Below are 19,542 nucleotides of genomic sequence, written 5' to 3'. Positions count from 1 at the left end.
AAGCCCGCGAAGAGGCCAGTGAATCCCCTGCGCAAGCAAAGGTTATCGCCCATTACAGACCAAGGGGTGAAAACCTCCCCCCCGGATGCAGTACAATCGCCCCCTTTTTCTTGGCAACGAGTCGAAGCCAATGATCGAACCCAAGCGCGTCCTGCGCGCCCTAGCCGAACACTGGGCCCTGATCGAGCCGCTGTGCGAGCGTTTCGACCAGGGCACCCTGAGCCTGGTCGAATTGCGTCAGCATGTGGGCCGCCAGCAGGTCGAGAGCACCCCGCAGGACATCACCCAGCTGCTCGACGTGTGGATCCGTCTGGATATCCTGGTCCCGGTGGCCAAGAGCCCGAACCGTTTCGAGCTCAACGCGCAGATCCACGATTTCCTCGCCTACCTGCGCCGCGAACACCGGCTAGGCCTGTGCCTGGAGATCGAAGCCTACCTGCGCCACCTGGAGCGCCTGGCCGGGCATATCCAGGACGCCTTCGACAATCGCGACAGCGACGACCTGGCACGCCAGCTGCGCCTGCTCGACATGCGCGTGCGCGATGTACTGAAGAAGCTCGACAACGACGAGCAGGCACTGGTGGCCGTGGCCGAACGGGCCAAGACCAGCAACCGCCAGATCCCGCTACGCCAGCGCTATGCCGAAGTACTGGCGACCTGGGACGAGTATGTCGAGCCGATGATCCAGCTGGTCAACGCCGACGGCGCCTTCGAACAGGGCGTACGCAAGGTCGAGACCGTATTGCTGAAGCTGCTGGGCGAACAGGCGCGCCTGGGCCACCTGGTCGACGACGACATGCTGCTGCGCACCCATGCGCGCATCCTGGAAATGCAGACCAGCGCCCAGCTGACCCTGCGCCATGCCCGCGAACTGCTGCTACCGCTGCGTGAAGAAGCCCGCCGGCACAACGCCGTGACCCGTGGCGCCGCGCTGGCCCTGTCGGTTATCCGGCGCAAGGGCATCGATGCCGTGCCGCAAGCAGCCATGCCGATGTTCACCCGCCCGCAAAGCACCTTCCTCGGCAGCGCCAGCCAGGTCGAGGCCTACGTCTACGCCCTGGCCCGCTTCGAGCCCAAGCCGGCGCGTTTCCCCAAGGCCCACAAGACCCAGTCCGGCGCCCTGCCCCGTGCACCGCGCACGGTCAAGGAAATGGCCGAACGCTGCGAACAGGCCCTGCCGCTGCCCGACCTGATGGTCTGGCTGCTGGAGCAGGAGCCCGAAGGCGCCACCGACGAGCTGCTGTACTGGTTCTCGCGCCTGTCGCGGGAAAAGCGCTTCAAGCGCGAACGCCTCGACCGCCGCGAATACACCACTCAGGAACACCTGGTCAGCCTGCGCTCGTTCGCCCTGACCTCCAGCCGCGAAGACGCCGCCAGCGCGCCTACCGAATCCAACGCGAGCCCAGCCCATGCATCTTGATCTTTCCGAACTGTCCCAGCTCGCGCCGATCTTCCGCGAGCTGTTCAAAGGCTTCCACGTCAGCCGCCGCGACCCCGAGCTGTACGCCCAGCTGTCGAACTTCCAGGACCAGTACCGCACCCTGTTCAAGGCCCTGGGCTTCGAACTGGTGTGTGACACCCGTGGCTTCTACTACTTCGTGCCGGACATGACCGCCGCGCAGGTCAACAAGACCGCGCAGCGCCTGTCGCTGTTCACCTTCATCCTGGTCGAACACCTGGCCGACCAGGGTCGCGACCCGATGGCCGTGCTCGATGGCGGCAGCATCGGCCGTGACGAACTGCCCTCGCTGCTGGACAAGTACCGCGACCTGTTCCTGCAGGCCGAAGTGCAGACCGTGGACGAGCTGGAAGAAAAAATCCTGCGCCGCATGACCCAGCTCGGCTTCGCCTTCGAGGAAGGTGGCATCTACCGCTTCCTGCCACCGATGCACCGTTTCCTCGACGTGTGCCTGGCCGTGCAGCAGGACCGCGACCTGGCGGCCACCCTGCACAGCGACCTGCCGTTGCCGACCCCGGTGCTGGTCGAGGAAGAAAGCCCCGAAGAACTCAACCGCACCGACGACCCGCTCGACCTCAGCCCCTTCGAGGGCGAGGAAAGCGAAGAGGAAGCCCTGGCCCGGGCCATCCGCGAAGAGCAACAGGAGATTGACGCATGAGCCAGGAACGCTACGGCATCCGCCGCTTCGCACTGCTCAACACCGCCGGCTACAGCCTTGGCCTGTTCCCGCTGGAACACCCGCTGTCGGTCTACGGTGCCAACAACCTGGGTAAATCGGCGTCGATCAACGCCTTGCAGTTCCCGATCCTGGCGCGCATGTCCGACATGAGCTTCGGCAAGTACAGCCTCGAGCAGTCGCGCCGCTTCTACTTCGCCAGCGACACCTCGTACATTCTCTGTGAACTGAGCCTGCCCCACGGCCCGCACGTCATCGGCGTTGTCGGCCGCGGACCGGGCGGCGGTTTCGGCCACCAGTTCTTTGCCTACAAGGGCGAACTGGACCTGGCCCACTACCAGAAGAACGACACCTGCCTGCGCCAGAAAGAGCTGTTCACCAACCTCGAGCGCTTAGGGATCAAGGCCTACGAGCTGAAGCCGGATGAGCTGCGGCGTCTGCTGGTCGGTGGGCACACCTCGGTGCCGCTGGACCTGACCATGATCCCGCTGCGCTCGACCAGCGAGCAAAGCCTGAAAACCTTCCGCGCGCTGTTCATCAACCTGCTGCACATGCGCGAAATCACCGCCGCCAAGCTCAAGCAGCTGTTCCTCGATGCCTTCGAGCACAGCCTGCGCTCCGGTAGCGTCGACTACATCGCCGCGTGCGAGGAAGCCTTCCGCGACGTGCGCCGCATGGAACAGGACTACAACGCCCTGGTCGCCGCCGGGCCGCTGGTCGAAGCCCTGGCCGGTGGTGTGGCCCAGCGCGACATCCTGCGTGGCAAGCTGCACCGCATTTCGCCTGTGCTCGACACCCTGCTGGGCACCTGGCAGGAATACGCCATGGCGCGCAAGGAAGAGCTGGTGATCCAGGCCGAGCACTACCGTGGCGAGCAGGACCGCCTGCAGAACGACCAGCGCGGTGGCACCCAGGAACTGATGCGCCTTGAGCGTGAAATTACCGGTATCCAGCGCTGGCTGGGCGAGCTGTCGGTGCTCAAGCACCGCTTCGCCCTGGTCGATGACGTCAAGGTGCTGGAGCAGCAACTGCTGGCGGCCAAGGACGCCCACGACGAACTGGCCGGCGCCCTGGCCCAGTCGCGGCAGTTCAGCGCCGAAGACCTGGACGAACGCGTCCGCGACCTGGAAAAGCGCCTGAAGCAGGTCAGGCAACAGCTCGACCACGCCGACAACAACAGCTATGCCCGCCTGCGCGAAGAGTTCTCGCAGCAGGACGTCGACCGCCTGATGCGCCTGTTCAACGGCGCGCTGTTCAGCCTGCCGCTGGGCGACCGCGGTATCGAACTGGACGACAGCGACCTGTGGGTAAAATCGCTGGAGGCGGTGCTCGAGGGCTTCAAAGGCGAACGCTTCGAAGCCCCGGGGCTGTCGATCGACCTGTCGCACATCGACCCACCGGCGCTGCAGGCCCTGGCCGACCGTGCCGCTCTGCGTGACCAGAAAGAGCGCCTGGAAAAAGAGCTGAAGCAGCTCAAGACCCAGCAAGCCGTGGCCGCCGACCGCTCCGCCTCCAAGGCGCAGACCGAAACGCTGTACCAGGAAGTACTGGACGCGCAAAAAGCGCTGGAAGACTTCCGCCGCAGCGAAACCCTGGCCGCCGAAGAGCCCGAGAAACTGGAACAGCTGTCGCAGCTCGAAGCCGCCCAGGACGAACTCAAGCGCTCCAGCGACGCCTTCACCGAACGTGTCCAGCAACTGTCCGCCAAGCTGCAGCTGGTCGGCCGGCAGATCGGCGACCTCGAGGCCAAGCAGCGCACCCTGGAAGACGCCCTGCGCCGTCGTCAGCTGTTGCCGGCCGACCTGCCCTACGGCACGCCGTACATGGAAGCCATCGACGATTCGATGGACAACCTGCTGCCACTGCTCAACGACTACCAGGACAGCTGGCAGAGCCTGCAGCGGGTGGACAACCAGATCGAGGCGCTGTACGCCCAGGTACGCCTGAAAGGCGTGGCCAAGTTCGACAGCGAAGACGACATGGAACGCCGCCTGCAGCTGCTTGTGAACGCCTACGCGCACCGCACCGACGAAGCGCTGACCCTGGCCAAGGCCCGCCGCGCCGCAGTCACCGACATCGCCCGGACCCTGCGCAACATTCGCAGCGACTACGACAGCCTCGAACACCAGCTGGCCCTGTTCAACCGCGAAATCAACAAGCGCCAGGTATCGAACCTGGAGAGCTTCCGCGTGGTGCTGGCGCCGAACAAGGAAGCGCTCAAGCACATCGACCAGATCATCCACAGCGCCGGTCAGTACGAAGAGGGCGAAACCCTGTCGGTATTCGACCTGACCCAGAGCGCCGAGCAGGACAACAAGAACGAAGAGGCCAAGGAATACCTGGCAAGACTGGTGGCGGCCAACCACAACCAACTGGGCCTGAAGGACCTGTTCGAGCTGGCGTTTGAAATTACCAAGGTCAACGGCCAGCCGGTGATCCATGCCGACATCGACGGTGCGGCATCCAACGGCACTACCATGACCATCAAGGCGCTGACCAACATGTACCTGTTGCTGCACCTGATGGACCGCGACCTGGCCGGTCGCATCCGCCTGCCGTACTACCTGGACGAAGCGGCGGACATCGACGAACGCAACCAGGCGGCGCTGCTGGAGACCAGCCTGCAGCTGGGCTTCGTGCCGATTCTGGCGAGCGTGAAGCCGCAGGTGTCGGCGCGCGTGGCGATCGACCTGGAAGGTGGCAGCGGGCCGAATGGCATCTACATCGACGAAGCGGACTGGAAGTTCATCAGCCGTCGGGATGAGGTGAAGGCGGTTGTGCGTGAGGACCAGGCTGAAGAGTTAGCCTGAGATCGCTGGGGCCGCTTTGCGGCCCTTTCGCGACACAAGGCCGCTCCTACAGGGGAACGCATATCCCTGTAGGAGCGGCCTTGTGTCGCGATGGAGGCCGAAGGCCTCCCGGCGATCTATCAGGCTATCAATGCGCCCAAGGCAGAATCGGAATCGCGGTCACCGCATTCTGCGGGCTGCCTTCGATCATGCGGTCGCTATACACCAGGTACACCAGCGTATTGCGTTTCTTGTCCAGGAAGCGCACCACCTGCATGGTCTTGAACACCAGCGAGGTGCGTTCCTTGAACACTTCCTCGCCATCCTTCAGCTCGCCCTTGAAACTGATCGGCCCAACCTGACGGCAGGCAATCGAGGCCTCGGCACGGTCTTCCGCCAACCCCAGCCCCCCCTTCACGCCGCCGGTCTTGGCGCGCGACAGGTAGCAGGTCACGCCCTCGACCTTTGGGTCGTCGAAGGCCTCGACCACAATACGGTCATTCGGCCCGAGGAACTTGAACACGGTGGACACCTGGCCGATTTCCTCCGCTCCGGCCAGCATTGGCAGCACCAGCGCTGCCACGCCGATCACGCGCTTGAACAGGCTCATACCAACACCAGATTGTCGCGGTGCACCAGCTCCGGCTCGGCGATATAGCCCAGCACGCTTTCAATGACATCGGATGGCTGGCCGATAATCTTTTGCGCTTCCAGCGCGCTGTAGTTGGCCAGGCCGCGGGCCACTTCAACGCCGTCCGGGCCGACACACACCACCATCTCGCCACGACGGAAGCTACCTTGGACGGTCTTCACGCCAACCGGCAGCAGGCTCTTGTTGGCCTGGCGCAGCGCCTGCACCGCACCGGCGTCCAGCACCAGGGTGCCACGGGTCTGCAGGTGGCCGGCCAGCCACTGCTTGCGCGCAGCAAGCATGCCGCGCTCGGGCGACAGCAAGGTCCCCAGGCGTTCGCCGGCCTTGAGGCGGTCCAGCACGCGCTCGATGCGGCCACCGATGATGATGGTGTGGGCACCGGAACGGGCTGCCAGGCGCGCGGCACGCAGCTTGGTCTGCATGCCGCCACGGCCCAGGGCGCCACCGGTACCGCCGGCCACGGCATCCAGTGCCGGGTCGTCGGCGCGGGCCTCATAGATCAGCTGGGCGTCGGGGTTGTTGCGCGGGTCGGCATCGAACATGCCATCGCGGTCGGTAAGGATCACCAGCAAGTCAGCCTCGACCAGGTTGGCTACCAGCGCCGCCAGGGTGTCGTTGTCACCGAAACGGATCTCGTCGGTGACCACGGTATCGTTCTCGTTGATCACCGGCACCACGCCCAGGTCAACCAGCGTGCGCAGGGTGCTGCGGGCGTTCAGGTAGCGCTTGCGGTCGGACAGGTCGTCATGGGTCAGCAGGATCTGCGCGGTGTGCTTGCCGTGCTCGCCAAAGCTCGACTCCCAGGCCTGCACCAGGCGCATCTGGCCAATCGAGGCAGCCGCCTGCAGCTCGTTCATCGCACTCGGTCGCGACGTCCAGCCCAGCTGGCTCATGCCGGCAGCCACGGCCCCGGAGGAGACCAGTACCAACTCCACGCCCGCCTCACGCAGCGCGACCATCTGCTCGACCCAAACGGCCATGGCACCGCGATCGAGGCCTTTGCCATCGGCGGTCAGCAGAGCACTGCCAATCTTCACGACCCAGCGCTTGGCGCCCGTCACCTTGCTTCGCATCTTCTTCCAACCTATGTCGAATCTATAGATACCGTGGATACAAAAACGCCGCTCCAAAGAGCGGCGTTTAGTGTACTGCAACCGGTCAGTCGCGCACGTAAATGATTTCCGGGCCGTCTTCGTCGTCCTCGAAATCATCGTCCCAACCATCATCGTCGCCGATGTCGTGCACGCTCTTGACGCCGGTGCGACGCAGGGTACGGGCGTCGTCCAGGGCCTGCAGCTGGGCACGGGCTTCGTCTTCGATGCGCTGGTCGAGGTCAGCCAGCTCTTCGGCATAGGCCGGGTCGTTGGCCAGGCGGTCAGCGCGGTCTTCGAGGTAGCGCATCAGGTCGTGGCTGAGCTTTTCGGTGCCCTGTTTGGAGATGGCCGAGATCACGTAGACCGGGCCGTCCCACTGCAGGCGTTCGACCACTTCCTTGACCCGCTCGTCGCGCTCGTCTTCCATGACCATATCGGCCTTGTTCAGCACCAGCCAGCGCTCACGCTCGGCCAGCGACGGGCTGAAGCGGGTCAGCTCGTTGACGATGACTTCGGCGGCATCGGCCGGGCTGCTTTCGTCCAGCGGCGCCATGTCCACCAGGTGCAGCAGCACGCGGGTGCGCGCCAGGTGCTTGAGGAAGCGGATACCCAGGCCGGCGCCTTCGGAAGCGCCTTCGATCAGGCCGGGGATGTCGGCAATGACGAAACTCTTCCAGCGGTCGACGCTGACCACGCCCAGGTTCGGCACCAGGGTGGTGAACGGGTAGTCGGCCACTTTCGGCTTGGCGGCCGAAACCGAGCGGATGAAGGTGCTCTTGCCAGCGTTCGGCAAGCCCAGCAGGCCGACGTCGGCCAGCACTTTCATTTCCATCTTCAGGTCGCGCTGCTCACCCGGCTTGCCTGGGGTGGTCTGGCGCGGCGCACGGTTGGTGCTGGACTTGAAACGGGTGTTGCCCAGACCGTGCCAGCCGCCCTGGGCGACCATCAGCTTCTGACCCGGGGTAACCAGGTCACCGATCACTTCCTGGGTGGAGGCGTCGATCACGGTGGTGCCGACCGGCACACGCAGGAACAGGTCGTCGCCTTTCTTGCCGGTGCAGTCGGTGCTGCCGCCGTTGGCGCCACGCTGGGCCTCGTGGTGACGGGTGTAGCGATAGTCGACCAGGGTGTTGAGGTTTTCGTCGGCAATCATGTACACCGAACCACCGTCGCCACCGTCACCACCGTTGGGGCCACCGTTCTCGATGAACTTCTCGCGACGGAAGCTCATGCAACCGTTGCCACCGTCACCGGCCTTGACCCGAATGGATACTTCGTCAACAAACTTCATTAAAACCGCCTCTCGCCAGTAGACGAGCTGAATGACTCAAAAACATGAGGCTCTTGCAAAAATGAGCGCGGCGGCCCCGTACGACCGTAGAAACCCACGCCGGCAGCCCATACAAACAGCTTTGCAAGAGGCTCACCACAAACGAAAAAGCCCCGTCGCATGACGGGGCTTCTGGAGCGACGTCGCGATTAAGCGGCGACGATGCTCACGTAACGGCGCATGAACTCGCCTTTTTTCTCGAACTTGATCACGCCTTCGATCTTGGCGAACAAGGTGTGATCCTTGCCCCATGCCAACGCCGTAGCCAGCGTGGAATTCGGTGCCGCGCTGACGGACGATGATGTTGCCTGGCTTGATAACCTGGCCGCCATACATCTTCACGCCAAGGCGTTTCGATTCTGAGTCGCGACCGTTACGAGTACTACCACCAGCCTTCTTGTGAGCCATGGTTCAATTCTCCAAATAAATTCAGGGGATCTAGGGGATTAAGCCTGGATACCGGTGATTTTGATCTCGGTGAACCACTGGCGGTGGCCCATACGCTTCATGTGGTGCTTACGACGACGGAACTTGATGATGCGAACCTTGTCGTGGCGGCCTTGCGAAACGACTTCGGCCACTACTTTAGCGCCAGCAACAACTGGAGCACCGATGGTGACTTCTTCACCGTTGGCGACCAGCAGGACGCGATCGAAGGTCACGGATTCGCCAGTGGCGACTTCCAGCTTTTCGATCTTGAGGAATTCACCTTCAGCGACTTTGTACTGCTTGCCGCCGGTAACGATTACTGCGTAAGACATGGTATTTCTCCGATAATCCTGCTCACCCAGCGCTTTATATGATGAGTATTGGCTGGCATGGCTGCACAGGGCTGGAACGGCCCGGCGCAATTGCGTAAGGCAGGTGCTGCCCAGGAAGTTAGGGTGCGCGATTGTACGCAACCGCGGTTTTGCTTGCAAGTACCGCCCCCGGCGCGCTGGCACCGCGCCTTGACACACCGGGACCCGCGACCTAGCATGCCGCGCAACCTCACTGGAGCAGCCGATGCAACCCCAATCCTTCTACCGCGCGGTGGCTGATGATTTCAGCGCCGTCGACGAGATCATCAAGAAGCAGCTGACCTCGCGCGTGCCGCTGGTATCGAAGATCGGCGACTATATCACGTCCGCCGGTGGCAAGCGCCTGCGCCCCCTGCTGGTGCTGCTGTGTGGCAAGGCCCTGGGCCGCGAAGGCGACGACCTGCGCCTGCTGGCTGCCACCATCGAATTCCTGCACACCGCCACCCTGCTGCACGACGACGTGGTCGACATGTCCGGCATGCGCCGTGGCCGCTCCACCGCCAATGCCCTGTGGGGCAACGCGCCGAGCGTGCTGGTGGGCGACTTCCTCTATTCGCGCTCGTTCGAGATGATGGTCGAACTGGGCTCGATGCCGGTCATGCAGATCCTGTCCAAGGCCACCCGCGTGATTGCCGAGGGTGAAGTGCTGCAGCTGTCGCGGGTACGCGACGCCAGCACTACCGAGGAAGTCTACATGGAGGTCATCCGCGGCAAGACCGCAATGCTGTTCGAGGCCTCGACCCACAGCGCCGCCGCGCTGGCCGAAGCAACCGACGAACAGCGCGAGGCCCTGCGTACCTTCGGTGACCACCTGGGCGTGGCGTTCCAGCTGGTCGACGACCTGCTGGACTACAAGGGCGACTCGCAGACCCTGGGCAAGAACGTCGGTGACGACCTGGCCGAAGGCAAGCCTACCCTGCCGCTGATCTACACCATGCGCGAAGGCTCCGCCGAACAGGCTGCGCTGGTGCGCCAGGCGATCCAGAAGGGTGGCCTGGAGGACCTGGAGCAAATTCGCGTGGCGGTCGAAGAGTCGGGTGCGCTGAAGTACACCGCGGAGCTGGCACGTGACTACGTGAAGCGTGCCATCGCCTGCCTGGAAGTGCTGCCGGCCAGCGAATACCGAGATGCGCTGGTCGAGCTGAGCGAGTTTGCTGTCGCGCGTACTCACTGACAGACCGCATCATCTCCATTCGCGGGCTTGCCCGCTCCCACAGGACAAGCACAGCCCTTGAGGCTGGCACTATCCCTGTGGGAGCGGGCAAGCCCGCGAACGCTTTTGTCCGGACATAATCCCTTCTGCAGAAATACCTTTTACAATGCGGGCCTTTAACCGTCCGTCTGTTTGTTTGAGGAACCGAAGTGAGCACTCTGCCACCCTGCCCGAAATGCAACTCCGAATACACCTATGAGGATGGCACTCAGCTGATCTGCCCTGAATGCGCCCACGAGTGGTCGGCCAGCGGCGACGCCGAAGCGGCCAGCGACGCGGTGGTGAAGAAGGACTCGGTCGGCAACATCCTGCAGGATGGCGACACCGTCACCGTGATCAAGGACCTCAAGGTCAAGGGCTCCTCCCTGGTGGTAAAGGTCGGCACCAAGGTCAAGAACATCCGCCTGTGCGACGGCGACCACGATATCGACTGCAAGATCGACGGCATCGGCGCCATGAAGCTGAAGTCCGAATTCGTACGCAAGGTCTGATTTTTCCGATAACAGCCAATTGGCGCTTGCTATTCAGATAATAAGAATTATTCTCATTGGAACTGCTATCCAAGGAGAATAGCCATGACTTATCTGATCGACGCCTGGCTGGACCGCCCTCACCCCTACCTGCGCATTCTTCATCGGGAAACCGGCGAAGTGTGCGCGGTGCTTGAAGAAGAAGCGCTCGACGAGCTGCGCGACCAGGGCGACCTGGACATGAGCGGGCTGAATTCGAGTGAACCGGGGGTGCTCAAGGAGCTGGTGCGGACTCTGTTTCTGTTCTGCTATGCGCGGGCGTTGCGCCCTGGGGGAACGGATTGGAATTGAGGCCAGCAGGGCCGGCCTCTTCGCGGGCATGCCCGCTCCCACAAGTACTGCACAAGCCTTGAAGCTAACGCCGCACCTGTGGGAGCGGGCAAGCCCGCGAATGGGCCGCAAAGCGGCCCCAAAGGCATTACAGAACGTCGAGCAGCTCGACGTCGAACACCAGCACGCTGTGCGGCGGGATGCTGCCGACGCCTTGGGCGCCGTAGGCCAGCTCGCTCGGCACGTACAGGCGCCATTTGCTGCCAGCGTTCATCAGCTGCAGGGCTTCGGTCCAGCCAGCGATCACACCACCTACCGGGAATTCAGCCGGCTGACCACGGTCGTAGGAGCTGTCGAACACAGTGCCGTCGATCAGGGTGCCGTGGTAGTGGGTGCGCACGTTGTCTTCGCGGGTCGGCTTAGCGCCTTCACCTGCGGTCAGTACTTCGAACTGCAGGCCCGAAGCCAGGGTGGTGATGCCGTCACGCTTGGCGTTCTCGACCAGGAATGCCTTGCCAGCGGCTGCAGCGGCTTCAGCCTTGGCAGCTGCTTCGGCTTGCATCACGTCGCGGATGACCTTGAAGCTGGCCGACAGGTCGGCTTCGCTGACGCGGCTGTCGGCGCCGTTGAAGGCGTCGGTCAGGCCGGCCAGGATAGCTTCCAGGCTGACGCCTGGTGGCGGGTTGTCGCGCAGCTGGCCGCCCAGCTGACGGCCGATGCCGTAGCTGACGCGAGTTTCGTCGGTGGACAGGTTGAGTTCGGACATTGTCGTGCTCCACTGCAGGGCGCAGTGAAGCCGCGCCCTTGATGAAAAGGGCGAGCAGCCTAGCACACTGGGGCGCAGCGAGCAGCTACCAGGCCGAGCGCTGGGAAATCGGCACCTTCAAGTCTTCTTCCGGGTGCGTGCCCATACCGCACATTTCGTCCTGCACCGACCAATGCACCAGGTTCATCGAGACCATGGAGATGGTTTGCAGCAACTTGCGCGCATCCTCCACCGAGTGCACGCGCAAGCGTTCGCCACGGGAGTCTGAGAGTGGGTGGGCGTGGCCCTTGATCCGGGCCTCGAGGAGGTAGTCACCACCTTCGATGGCGATCAGGTTCAGTTCGTCGACATGGCCAGCCCTGGCCTCGGTGTTGAGCTGATGCAGGTTCATGAGAGCACCTCGCGAAGGGAACCACGCATGAGAGCTCATTTTTTGTACAGAATGTGAGAATGCACAAGGGCATGACTGACGCCGCTCGTCAGTTGGACCGTGCTGGCCTCTTCGCGGGCTTGCCCGCTTCCACAGGGATTGCGAAGAGGCCTGAAAGGCTCAGTGCTTGGTCAGCTTGTCCAGGTAGCCCATGCAGAATGCCGAGACCACGAAGGTCATGTGGATGATCACGTACCACATCAGGTAATCGGTGGAGATGTTCTGTGCATCCATGAACACCCGCAGCAGGTGGATGGACGAAATGGCCACGATCGAAGCGGCAACCTTCATCTTCAGCGACGAAGAATCCATCTTGCCCAGCCAGTTGAGTTTTTCCTTGCTCTCGTCGATGTCCAGTTGCGAGACGAAGTTCTCGTAGCCGGAGATCATCACCATCACCAGCAGGCCACCCACCAGCGACATGTCGATCAGCGACAGGATCACCAGGATCAGGTCGGCTTCGCTGAGGGCGAAGACGTTGGGCAGGACGTGGACCACTTCCTGGAAGAATTTCAGCGCCAGGGCCAGCAAGCCGAGGGACAGGCCGAAGTAGATGGGGGCGAGCAGCCAGCGCGAGGCATACATCGCATTTTCGAGGATACGTTCCATGGAGTGTCGGGACTCATCAGGTGACTAAAAAAGCGACGGCGAGTATAGCCAGCCACCTGTTACAGCAAAAGCCCGGGGGCCGCTCCGCAGCCCATTCACTTGTAGGAGCAGCCTTGTGCTGCGAATGGGCCGCAAAGCGGCCCCCGGCCTCAATCAGGTCTCAGGATGAAACTGGTAATCCCCCAGGTTCCGACACCGCTCACCATTGATCCGCCGCAACTGCGCCTGCAAATGCAAACACCAGATCTGCGGATCCTCGGCCACCTGATACCCATGCAAGGTCAGGCTGTCGACAATGGCATTGAGCACCGATTCGGCCACCAGCGGCCCATGGAACGGCCCTTGGGCCTTGATTGCGGAGGGTTGTTCACCGGCCATGCCGGCGGCGAACAGCAGCGTCCACATGCCGTTGTCCCCGGCCAGCGGACGGATGCTGCATTCGATGCGGGTCACCAGGCCCAGGCACTGGCGTGTGAGGCTGAGATTGCGCATGGCCGCGCCCCCTCCAAAAAGCCTTGTTCAGCCTGAACCTCAGGCTGTTTCCATCCTGAACGCTAATACCGTCCTTAAGTTCCAGCATAGAAGAACCGTACAGAAAGATGGAAAACCGGCGCTAAACGGTAGCACATCGCCGCCAGCGCCGGTTTATTGACTCAGACCGGCTTGGCCTGGGCAATCACCTCTTCCAGGCGCTCTTTCTCCGCCTTCTCGATCTCCTCCTCGCTGATCATCTCGGCGATCTCGCGCAGGCGCTCCACCACCCGGGCGTTGACGCTGCCTTCGGTGAACTGGCCCTTGTCATCCAGCACCCCGGCCTCCTCGCCTACCAGCAGGCTCAACGCCTCGTCGGCCTGGCTGACCGCGTACACGTGGAACATGCCGTTCTCCACGGCCTGCAGCACGCGCTCGTCGAGCATCAGTGTGGCGACGTTGGCACGCGGGATGATCACCCCTTGCTCGCCAGTCAGGCCACGCGCTTCGCACAGGCGGAAGAAGCCCTCGATTTTCTCGTTGACCCCGCCCACTGCCTGCACTTCGCCAAACTGGTTGATCGAACCGGTGATGGCGAAGCACTGCTTGAGCGGCGTGCGCGACAAGGCCGAGATCAGCGTGCAGGCTTCGCCCAGCGAGGCGCTGTCACCGTCCACGTAGCCGTAGGACTGTTCCAGTGCGATGCTTGCCGAGATTGCCAGCGGGAACTCCTGGGCATAGCGGCTGCCCAGGTAGCCGGTGAGGATCATCACACCCTTGGAGTGGATCGGTTGGCCGAGGTTGACCTCACGCTCGATGTCGACGATACCGCTGCCGCCCGGGTACACGGTGGCGGAAATACGCGCCGGCATGCCGAACGCCGAATCACCCACTTCCAGCACGGTCAGGCCGTTGCACTTGCCAATGGCCGCGCCTTCGGTGTCGATCAGGATGATGCCGGCGAGCATGTCGTCCAGCACCCGCTGCGAAACACGGCCGGTGCGGGTGGCCTTGGCCTTGAGCGCACGCTCGATGTGCCCGGCGTCGGTCATTTCGTCATTGGCCAGCTGGCGGATGAAATCGGCTTCGCTGACCAACTGGAACAGGTCGCCGATACGTGCCGACAGGCGCGACTGGTTTTCTGCCAGGCGGGCACTGTAGGTGGCCAGGCGCGCCACCGCATCACTGGTCAGCGGCGCCATGCCCTCTTCGTTGGTGCGGGTGCGCAACAGCTGGGCGAACTGCTCCAGGTTCTCGTCGACCATGGGCATGTCTTCGTCGAAGTCCACCAGTACCCGGAACATCTCCTGGAAGTCCGGGTCGTGGTCCTGCAGTGCGTAGTACAGCTGGCGCGAACCGATGATGACCAGCTTGATGTTCAGCGGGATCATCTGCGGCGTCAGGCTGACGGTAGCCACCCGGCCGAGCTCGCCCAGTGGCGATTCCATCTTCAACTTGCGCGACTGCAGGGCACGCTTGAGCGCGTCCCAGACGAACGGCTCGCCCAGCATCTTCTCGGCTTCCAGAATCAGGAAGCCGCCGTTGGCCCGGTGCAGCGCACCGGGGCGCAGCTGGCGGTACGAGGTGTACAGCGCACCCTGGTCGGTGCTGTATTCGATACGGCCAAACAGGTTGTCGTAGGTCGGGTGCGGCTCGAACACCACCGGCGCACCGCCGTCGGCGTGGTGGCCGACCACCAGGCTGGGGGCGTACTGCTCTTCCAGCAGTTTGCGCGCGGCGGCGTCGGTCTTGCTGTCATCGACCAGTTGCTCGACCACGGTACGCAGCAGGTTCAGCTGTACCGACTGCAGGTAGGCGCAGACCGCAGCGTTCTCGGCGTATTTTTCCGACAACGGCGCCAGCAATGGCTGCAGGGCCAGGGTGATGGTTTCTTCGTTGAGCTGGCGCAGCTGGTTGTTCGACTCGCGTTTCCATTGCGGCAGGCTGGCCAGTTCTTCGTTCAGGCGCTCCTCGAGCAGGGCGATATCCTCGTGGAACTGCTCGCGCACCTCTTCCGGCAACTGGGCGAACTCGGCTTCATCCAGTGCCTTGCCGTCGGCCATCGGGGTGAAGGCGACGTTGCTGGCGTCGCGGTACAGGGCCACGTCCTTTTCCAGCGAGGCGCGCTCGATCACATCCAGGGCGCGGTCGTAACGCTGGTTGAAGGCGCGGTCGATAGCGCCCTTTTTCTGCTGGTACGACGGGTGCTCGAACACCGCCGGGAAGGTCGACAACAGGTTGTCGATCAGCCCGTTCATGTCGGCGATGAATGCCCCGGCGCTGCCGGATGGCAATTCCAGTGCGCGGGGCTCACGGGTGTCATCGAAGTGGTTGACGTAGACCCAGTCGGCGGGGGTCTGCTGGCGCTTGCCCTCGGCCTTGAGGTAGCGCTTGACGAACGAAAAGCGGCCGGTGCCGGGCTCGCCCATTACGTACACGTTGTAACCAGGGCGCGGCATGGCCACGCCAAACTGCAGGGCCTCGACAGCACGCTCCTGGCCCAGGACTCCGCGAAACGGCTCCAGATCGTCGGTATTGGTAAAGGCAAACTGCTCGGGTGAGAAACGCCGGGTCAGGGCTTCGGGCGCGAGACGCAGGCGCGCAGCGACAGGATCGGGCATTGGGTTTCCTTACTTCGGCGGGGCAGATACGCAGCATTCTGGCGCTGCCCGCGCGCGCCTTGCAAGGCTCCGCAGGACTTTATATCGCAGCCGGAGCGGGCCATGTACCAGCAAATTTTTCGCAATCAACAACGCAACTCTTAGATCGTGCCTAAACTCCAAGCTGCGCGGGTGGGTGAAAAGCTTCCCCGACCTGGCAACCGAGTTGCCAGAAACCCTGACCCTTGGTTAAGTCAAAAGAGAACAAATGCTATGAAACGGATTCTTCTGGGTACTCTGTTCACCGTCGCCTCACTCAACGCCATGGCCGAAGCGCCAGGCGGCCCGAACTGCGGCTGGGGCAACATGCTGTTCGAAGGCCAGCGCGGCACGCCGGCACACTTCCTGGCTTCCACCACCAACGGCACCTCCGGTAACGCCACCTTCGGCATGACCTCCGGTACCAACGGCTGCTCCACCAAGGCATCACTGACCTACGGTGGCAAGTCCTGGTTCGCCATGAACGGCATGATGAATGAACTGTCCGAAGACATGGCCATGGGCCAGGGCGAAGCGCTAACCACCTATGCCGTGGTCCTCGGCGTGGCTCCGGAAGACCGTGGCTACTTCGCATCGGTCACCCACCAGCACTTCAACCAGATCTTCAGCAGCGCCGATGTCACTGCAGAAACCGTCCACAGCAACACCCTGGCCGTTCTGAAGAACGACCCACGCCTGGCCAAATACGCAACCGAGGCCTGAGTCCAGCTGCTCCCGCCCCGGTTCCGGGGCGGGTTTCGCCTTTTTCGGCATCGTCAAGAAGTAGTTGCCCGATATGCTCAAACGCTTCGTATCCCTGGCGCTGTGTGCCTGCGCCCCTGTTCATGCCGCGCCCATGCTGGACCCTGGCCGTGTCCAGCAACTGGCCAACACCCCTTACTGGATAGCCTTGGGCCATTACGAAACCGCCAAGCTGGGTGGCTGGCGCAGCTATGTGGACGATGATGCGTTCTTCCTCGCCGAGGACGGCGCGCACCACCCCGACCAGGAGCTGCAAGCCACGGTCGAAGCGCTGTACGCCCCGGCCAACCTCGGCGACAAGCATGCCCAGTGCGTGTTCCCGGCGCGCACCCGCTGGCTGCGCGAACAGCTCGACCTGCAAGATTTGCCGCAACCGGACTGCCAGGAGTTCACCACCTGGTACCAGTCGATCGACCCGCACAGTGCGGCGCTGATCTTCCCGGCGGCCTACCTGAACAGCCCGTCATCGATGTTCGGCCACACCTTGCTGCGCATCGACCAGTCCAACACCCGCCGTGACGACACCACGCTGCTGAGTTACGCGATCAACTTCGGCGCCTACATCGAAGGCAGCGACAACAGCATCCTGTATGCCTGGAAAGGCCTGATGGGCGGCTACCCTGGCCTGTTCGCGCTGATGCCCTACCAGGAGAAACTGTCCGAATACCGCAGCCTGGAAAACCGCGACCTGTGGGAGTACCAGCTGGACCTGACCCCGGAAGAAACCGGGCGCATGGTCGAACATGTGTGGGAGTTGAAGCAGATCCAGTTCGACTACTTCTTCTTCGACGAAAACTGCTCGTACCGTCTGCTGGAACTGTTGCAGGTGGCCCGCCCGAGCCTGGACCTGACCTCGCAGTTCCCGCTGACCGCCATTCCGACCGACACGGTCAAGGCCGTGAAGCAGTCCGGCCTGGTCGCCAGCGAAACGTACCGCCCCTCGCGCGAACGCGAACTGCTGGCCCGGGCCGAGCCGCTCGATCATGGCGAAAAGCGCCAGGTGCTGGCGGTAAGTGCCGACACCGCACAACTGCAAAGCCCCGAATTCAAGGCCCTCCCCCGCCAGCGCCAGGCGCTGGTGCAGGATGCCGCGTACCGCCTGGAGCGCTACCGCGCCAATGGCCAGGAGCGCGACCCTGGGCAGGCCAGGCGCAGCTTCGAACTGTTGCGGGCAATCAACAGCAACCCGCCACCGCCGCTGCAGATCGAGCGCCCAGGCCTGCCCGAGGACGGCCATGATTCGCGCACCTGGCAGCTGGGCGTGGGCACCCGCGAAGACCGTGCCTATGCCGAGTACGGCCTGCGCATGGCCTATCACGACCTGAATGACAACGCCTATGGCTTCCCGCTGGGGGCGCAAATCGAGATCCTGCAGTTGAAGCTGCGCCAGTACGAAGGCAATGACTGGCAGGTGCAGCGCCTGGACCTGGCCACCATCCGCTCGCTGACGCCGCGCAACGAGTTGCTCAAGCCTTGGTCGTGGCAGGTGGCCGGCGGGCTGGAGCGGGTGCCGGGCAAGCATGATGACGAGGTGCTGGTGAGCCATGTGAACGGCGGGGCCGGCGGCACCTGGCAACTGGCCGACGGCTTGCTGGGCTTTGCCCTGGGTACGGTGCGGGTCGAGCACCACAATGATTTCGCCCAGTTCATCGCCCCGGCGGCGGGTTTCAATGGCGGGCTGCTCTGGCGCAACGGGTTGGGCAACATGACGCTTGAGGCCAAGGGCGATTACTTCGCCAACGGCGAGGTGCGGCGCAGCGTGAGCCTGAACCAGCAGTGGGAGATCAGCCAGAACCTGGGGGTGCGGTTGAGTGCTTCGCGGGAGTTCAGCCACCTGGCTACGGCGCAGAACGAGGTGATGCTTGAGCTGAAGTGGTACCACTACTGAAAACACTGGTTGCCTGCACTGGCCCTATCGCCGGCAAGCCAGCTCCCACAAGGTGATCACAGGACTCAAGGCATGTGCAGTACCTGTGGGAGCTGGCTTGCCGGCGATAGGGCCGGTACAGGCCACAGTGTGACCCAACCGAGTCTTTGACACTGTTTTGACACCCCCCCGACAAATCGCCACCTAGACTTTCCAGTATCAACCGGAGGGTTTTGTGGTTATGTCGCGGTACTGGTTCGGCGTGTGCATGGCGTTGTTGCTGTCTGGTTGCGAAACCACCCACGAGCAAATGGTCAACCGGGGTTATCCCCCCGCCTATGCCGATGGTTTCCAGGACGGCTGTAGCAGCGGCCGCCAGGCGGCCGGGCTGATGGTAGGCGGCTTTCGCAAGGACGTGCCGCGCTACCTGCACGAACGCACGTACGAAAGCGGCTGGGACGACGGTTTTCGCCAGTGCCACGCCATGCAGAACAGCGAAGAACAGCGCCAGTACCACGAGCGATTCTGGGACCAGCGCGAGCGCGACTGGGAGCAGGAAAAGGACCGCGATGCCGCACGCGCCTATCGCCACAACTGAGTCGCAAACGGACATTCCTTGAAACCGGCGGCCTGCGATGATGGTCTCCTGCACAAGGAGGCCACCCATGAGCCGAGCATTCGTCAACGAAGACCAGGCCGCTGCCCAGGCTGATCAGCCGGTCGAGCGAAGGGTCAGCGCGCAACCCAACTACCTCACCGCCAGTGGCTTGCGCCAGCTGCAGGAGCGCGTGGCCGAACTCAATGCCCTGCGCAGCGAACTACAGGCCCAGGGCGAGCGTGGCGACAAGCAGCGGCTGGCGGATACCGAACGGGACCTGCGCTACTTCAGCGCGCGGGTACAGAGTGCCCAGGTGGTGCCCGCGGCGACTTCGCGCAGCAAGGTGCAGATTGGTAGCCGGGTGCGGTTTGTCGATGCCCAGGAGCAGGAACATGTGGTGCGGCTGGTGGGTGAGGATGAGGCGGATGCCGGGCGGGGGTTGATCAACTGGGGTTCGCCGCTGGGGCGGGCTTTGCTCGGGGCGGGGCCGGGGGATGAGGTGGTCTGGCGGCGGCCGGTGGGGGAGCAGGTGATCGAAGTGGTTGAGGTTATGGGTGAAGATTGAAGGCCCTGGGGGCTGCTTTGCA

19 protein-coding genes and 1 pseudogene are annotated in these 19,542 nt (G+C 63.2%); 10 read left to right on the top strand and 10 right to left on the bottom strand.

Annotated elements, in window-relative coordinates:
• Positions 1-130 precede the first annotated feature (130 nt).
• Genes mksB through mksF form a run of 3 tightly spaced genes read left to right on the top strand, consistent with a single transcriptional unit; the run spans position 131 to position 4,945 of the window.
• A complete protein-coding gene (gene mksB / locus QIY50_14410) occupies positions 131-1,420 on the top strand; it encodes an Mks condensin complex protein MksB (GenBank protein ID WGV18660.1) in 1,290 nt (429 codons plus the stop codon).
• On the top strand, positions 1,410-2,117 hold the full coding sequence (mksE, locus tag QIY50_14405; GenBank protein ID WGV18659.1) for an Mks condensin complex protein MksE: 708 nt from the start codon (positions 1,410-1,412) through the stop codon (positions 2,115-2,117). The genes mksB and mksE overlap by 11 nt, the downstream gene beginning before the upstream one ends.
• On the top strand, positions 2,114-4,945 hold the full coding sequence (mksF, locus tag QIY50_14400) for an Mks condensin complex protein MksF (protein ID WGV18658.1): 2,832 nt from the start codon (positions 2,114-2,116) through the stop codon (positions 4,943-4,945). The genes mksE and mksF overlap by 4 nt, the downstream gene beginning before the upstream one ends.
• Before the next feature lie 127 nt (positions 4,946-5,072).
• On the opposite strand, the gene QIY50_14395 is transcribed toward mksF, so the two are convergent.
• From QIY50_14395 to rplU, 5 genes and pseudogenes are all read right to left on the bottom strand, one after another.
• Positions 5,073-5,534 (bottom strand): CreA family protein, encoded by a 462-nt coding sequence (locus QIY50_14395; protein ID WGV18657.1) that lies wholly within the window; start codon positions 5,532-5,534, stop codon positions 5,073-5,075.
• Positions 5,531-6,649, bottom strand: a complete 1,119-nt coding sequence (gene proB, locus QIY50_14390) for a glutamate 5-kinase (GenBank protein WGV18656.1) — start codon at positions 6,647-6,649, stop codon at positions 5,531-5,533. Before proB ends, QIY50_14395 begins: the two co-directional genes overlap by 4 nt.
• Before the next feature lie 85 nt (positions 6,650-6,734).
• Positions 6,735-7,961, bottom strand: coding sequence for an Obg family GTPase CgtA (gene cgtA / locus QIY50_14385; GenBank protein WGV18655.1), 1,227 nt, complete (start codon positions 7,959-7,961; stop codon positions 6,735-6,737).
• A 188-nt stretch (positions 7,962-8,149) separates the two neighbouring features.
• Positions 8,150-8,408: pseudogene (gene rpmA, locus QIY50_14380) on the bottom strand (50S ribosomal protein L27).
• Positions 8,409-8,446: 38 nt separating this feature from the next.
• Positions 8,447-8,761, bottom strand: coding sequence for a 50S ribosomal protein L21 (rplU, locus tag QIY50_14375; protein WGV18654.1), 315 nt, complete (start codon positions 8,759-8,761; stop codon positions 8,447-8,449).
• Between the two features lie 244 nt (positions 8,762-9,005).
• Between rplU and QIY50_14370 the strand changes: the two genes are divergently transcribed.
• The 3 genes from QIY50_14370 to QIY50_14360 all read left to right on the top strand — a co-directional run bounded on the left by QIY50_14370 (position 9,006) and on the right by QIY50_14360 (position 10,834).
• On the top strand, positions 9,006-9,974 hold the full coding sequence (locus QIY50_14370) for a polyprenyl synthetase family protein (GenBank protein WGV18653.1): 969 nt from the start codon (positions 9,006-9,008) through the stop codon (positions 9,972-9,974).
• 188 nt (positions 9,975-10,162) lie between these two features.
• Positions 10,163-10,504: a zinc ribbon domain-containing protein YjdM gene (locus QIY50_14365; protein ID WGV18652.1), complete on the top strand. Its 342-nt coding sequence runs from the start codon at positions 10,163-10,165 to the stop codon at positions 10,502-10,504.
• An 84-nt stretch (positions 10,505-10,588) separates the two neighbouring features.
• Positions 10,589-10,834, top strand: a complete 246-nt coding sequence (locus tag QIY50_14360) for a hypothetical protein (protein WGV18651.1) — start codon at positions 10,589-10,591, stop codon at positions 10,832-10,834.
• A 127-nt stretch (positions 10,835-10,961) separates the two neighbouring features.
• On the opposite strand, the gene QIY50_14355 is transcribed toward QIY50_14360, so the two are convergent.
• From QIY50_14355 to QIY50_14335, 5 genes are all read right to left on the bottom strand, one after another.
• Positions 10,962-11,579, bottom strand: a complete 618-nt coding sequence (locus tag QIY50_14355; protein WGV18650.1) for an FKBP-type peptidyl-prolyl cis-trans isomerase — start codon at positions 11,577-11,579, stop codon at positions 10,962-10,964.
• A gap of 85 nt (positions 11,580-11,664) precedes the next feature.
• Positions 11,665-11,970, bottom strand: coding sequence for a DUF6482 family protein (locus QIY50_14350; GenBank protein ID WGV18649.1), 306 nt, complete (start codon positions 11,968-11,970; stop codon positions 11,665-11,667).
• 159 nt (positions 11,971-12,129) lie between these two features.
• On the bottom strand, positions 12,130-12,618 hold the full coding sequence (locus QIY50_14345; GenBank protein WGV18648.1) for a TIGR00645 family protein: 489 nt from the start codon (positions 12,616-12,618) through the stop codon (positions 12,130-12,132).
• A 153-nt stretch (positions 12,619-12,771) separates the two neighbouring features.
• Positions 12,772-13,110: a hypothetical protein gene (locus tag QIY50_14340; protein WGV18647.1), complete on the bottom strand. Its 339-nt coding sequence runs from the start codon at positions 13,108-13,110 to the stop codon at positions 12,772-12,774.
• Between the two features lie 161 nt (positions 13,111-13,271).
• Positions 13,272-15,710 carry an AAA family ATPase gene (locus tag QIY50_14335; protein WGV18646.1) on the bottom strand — a complete coding sequence of 813 codons (2,439 nt, stop codon included), beginning with the start codon at positions 15,708-15,710 and terminating at the stop codon, positions 13,272-13,274.
• Positions 15,711-15,962: 252 nt separating this feature from the next.
• On the opposite strand from QIY50_14335, the gene QIY50_14330 reads away from it, so the two are divergent.
• The 4 genes from QIY50_14330 to QIY50_14315 all read left to right on the top strand — a co-directional run bounded on the left by QIY50_14330 (position 15,963) and on the right by QIY50_14315 (position 19,520).
• Positions 15,963-16,451: a DUF3015 domain-containing protein gene (locus QIY50_14330; protein WGV18645.1), complete on the top strand. Its 489-nt coding sequence runs from the start codon at positions 15,963-15,965 to the stop codon at positions 16,449-16,451.
• Positions 16,452-16,524: 73 nt separating this feature from the next.
• A complete protein-coding gene (locus tag QIY50_14325) occupies positions 16,525-18,378 on the top strand; it encodes a DUF4105 domain-containing protein (protein WGV18644.1) in 1,854 nt (617 codons plus the stop codon).
• 220 nt (positions 18,379-18,598) lie between these two features.
• Entirely contained in the window at positions 18,599-18,955 is a 357-nt protein-coding gene (locus tag QIY50_14320; protein WGV23059.1) for a hypothetical protein, read from the top strand.
• Between the two features lie 67 nt (positions 18,956-19,022).
• Positions 19,023-19,520 carry a GreA/GreB family elongation factor gene (locus QIY50_14315; protein ID WGV18643.1) on the top strand — a complete coding sequence of 166 codons (498 nt, stop codon included), beginning with the start codon at positions 19,023-19,025 and terminating at the stop codon, positions 19,518-19,520.
• Positions 19,521-19,542 lie beyond the last annotated feature (22 nt).

The organism is Pseudomonas putida (assembly GCA_029953615.1).
GTDB lineage: Bacteria > Pseudomonadota > Gammaproteobacteria > Pseudomonadales > Pseudomonadaceae > Aquipseudomonas.
This window is presented reverse-complemented; position numbering and strand designations above follow the sequence as displayed.

Bases quoted from the DNA above. Each gene is read 5' to 3' on its own strand.
- mksB (WGV18660.1), top strand. From the start codon at position 131: ATGATCGAACCCAAGCGCGTCCTGCGCGCCCTAGCCGAACACTGGGCC.
- mksE (WGV18659.1), top strand. From the start codon at position 1,410: ATGCATCTTGATCTTTCCGAACTGTCCCAGCTCGCGCCGATCTTCCGC.
- mksF (WGV18658.1), top strand. From the start codon at position 2,114: ATGAGCCAGGAACGCTACGGCATCCGCCGCTTCGCACTGCTCAACACC.
- QIY50_14395 (WGV18657.1), bottom strand. From the start codon at position 5,534: ATGAGCCTGTTCAAGCGCGTGATCGGCGTGGCAGCGCTGGTGCTGCCA.
- proB (WGV18656.1), bottom strand. From the start codon at position 6,649: ATGCGAAGCAAGGTGACGGGCGCCAAGCGCTGGGTCGTGAAGATTGGC.
- cgtA (WGV18655.1), bottom strand. From the start codon at position 7,961: ATGAAGTTTGTTGACGAAGTATCCATTCGGGTCAAGGCCGGTGACGGT.
- rplU (WGV18654.1), bottom strand. From the start codon at position 8,761: ATGTCTTACGCAGTAATCGTTACCGGCGGCAAGCAGTACAAAGTCGCT.
- QIY50_14370 (WGV18653.1), top strand. From the start codon at position 9,006: ATGCAACCCCAATCCTTCTACCGCGCGGTGGCTGATGATTTCAGCGCC.
- QIY50_14360 (WGV18651.1), top strand. From the start codon at position 10,589: ATGACTTATCTGATCGACGCCTGGCTGGACCGCCCTCACCCCTACCTG.
- QIY50_14355 (WGV18650.1), bottom strand. From the start codon at position 11,579: ATGTCCGAACTCAACCTGTCCACCGACGAAACTCGCGTCAGCTACGGC.
- QIY50_14350 (WGV18649.1), bottom strand. From the start codon at position 11,970: ATGAACCTGCATCAGCTCAACACCGAGGCCAGGGCTGGCCATGTCGAC.
- QIY50_14345 (WGV18648.1), bottom strand. From the start codon at position 12,618: ATGGAACGTATCCTCGAAAATGCGATGTATGCCTCGCGCTGGCTGCTC.
- QIY50_14340 (WGV18647.1), bottom strand. From the start codon at position 13,110: ATGCGCAATCTCAGCCTCACACGCCAGTGCCTGGGCCTGGTGACCCGC.
- QIY50_14335 (WGV18646.1), bottom strand. From the start codon at position 15,710: ATGCCCGATCCTGTCGCTGCGCGCCTGCGTCTCGCGCCCGAAGCCCTG.
- QIY50_14330 (WGV18645.1), top strand. From the start codon at position 15,963: ATGAAACGGATTCTTCTGGGTACTCTGTTCACCGTCGCCTCACTCAAC.
- QIY50_14325 (WGV18644.1), top strand. From the start codon at position 16,525: ATGCTCAAACGCTTCGTATCCCTGGCGCTGTGTGCCTGCGCCCCTGTT.
- QIY50_14320 (WGV23059.1), top strand. From the start codon at position 18,599: ATGTCGCGGTACTGGTTCGGCGTGTGCATGGCGTTGTTGCTGTCTGGT.
- QIY50_14315 (WGV18643.1), top strand. From the start codon at position 19,023: ATGAGCCGAGCATTCGTCAACGAAGACCAGGCCGCTGCCCAGGCTGAT.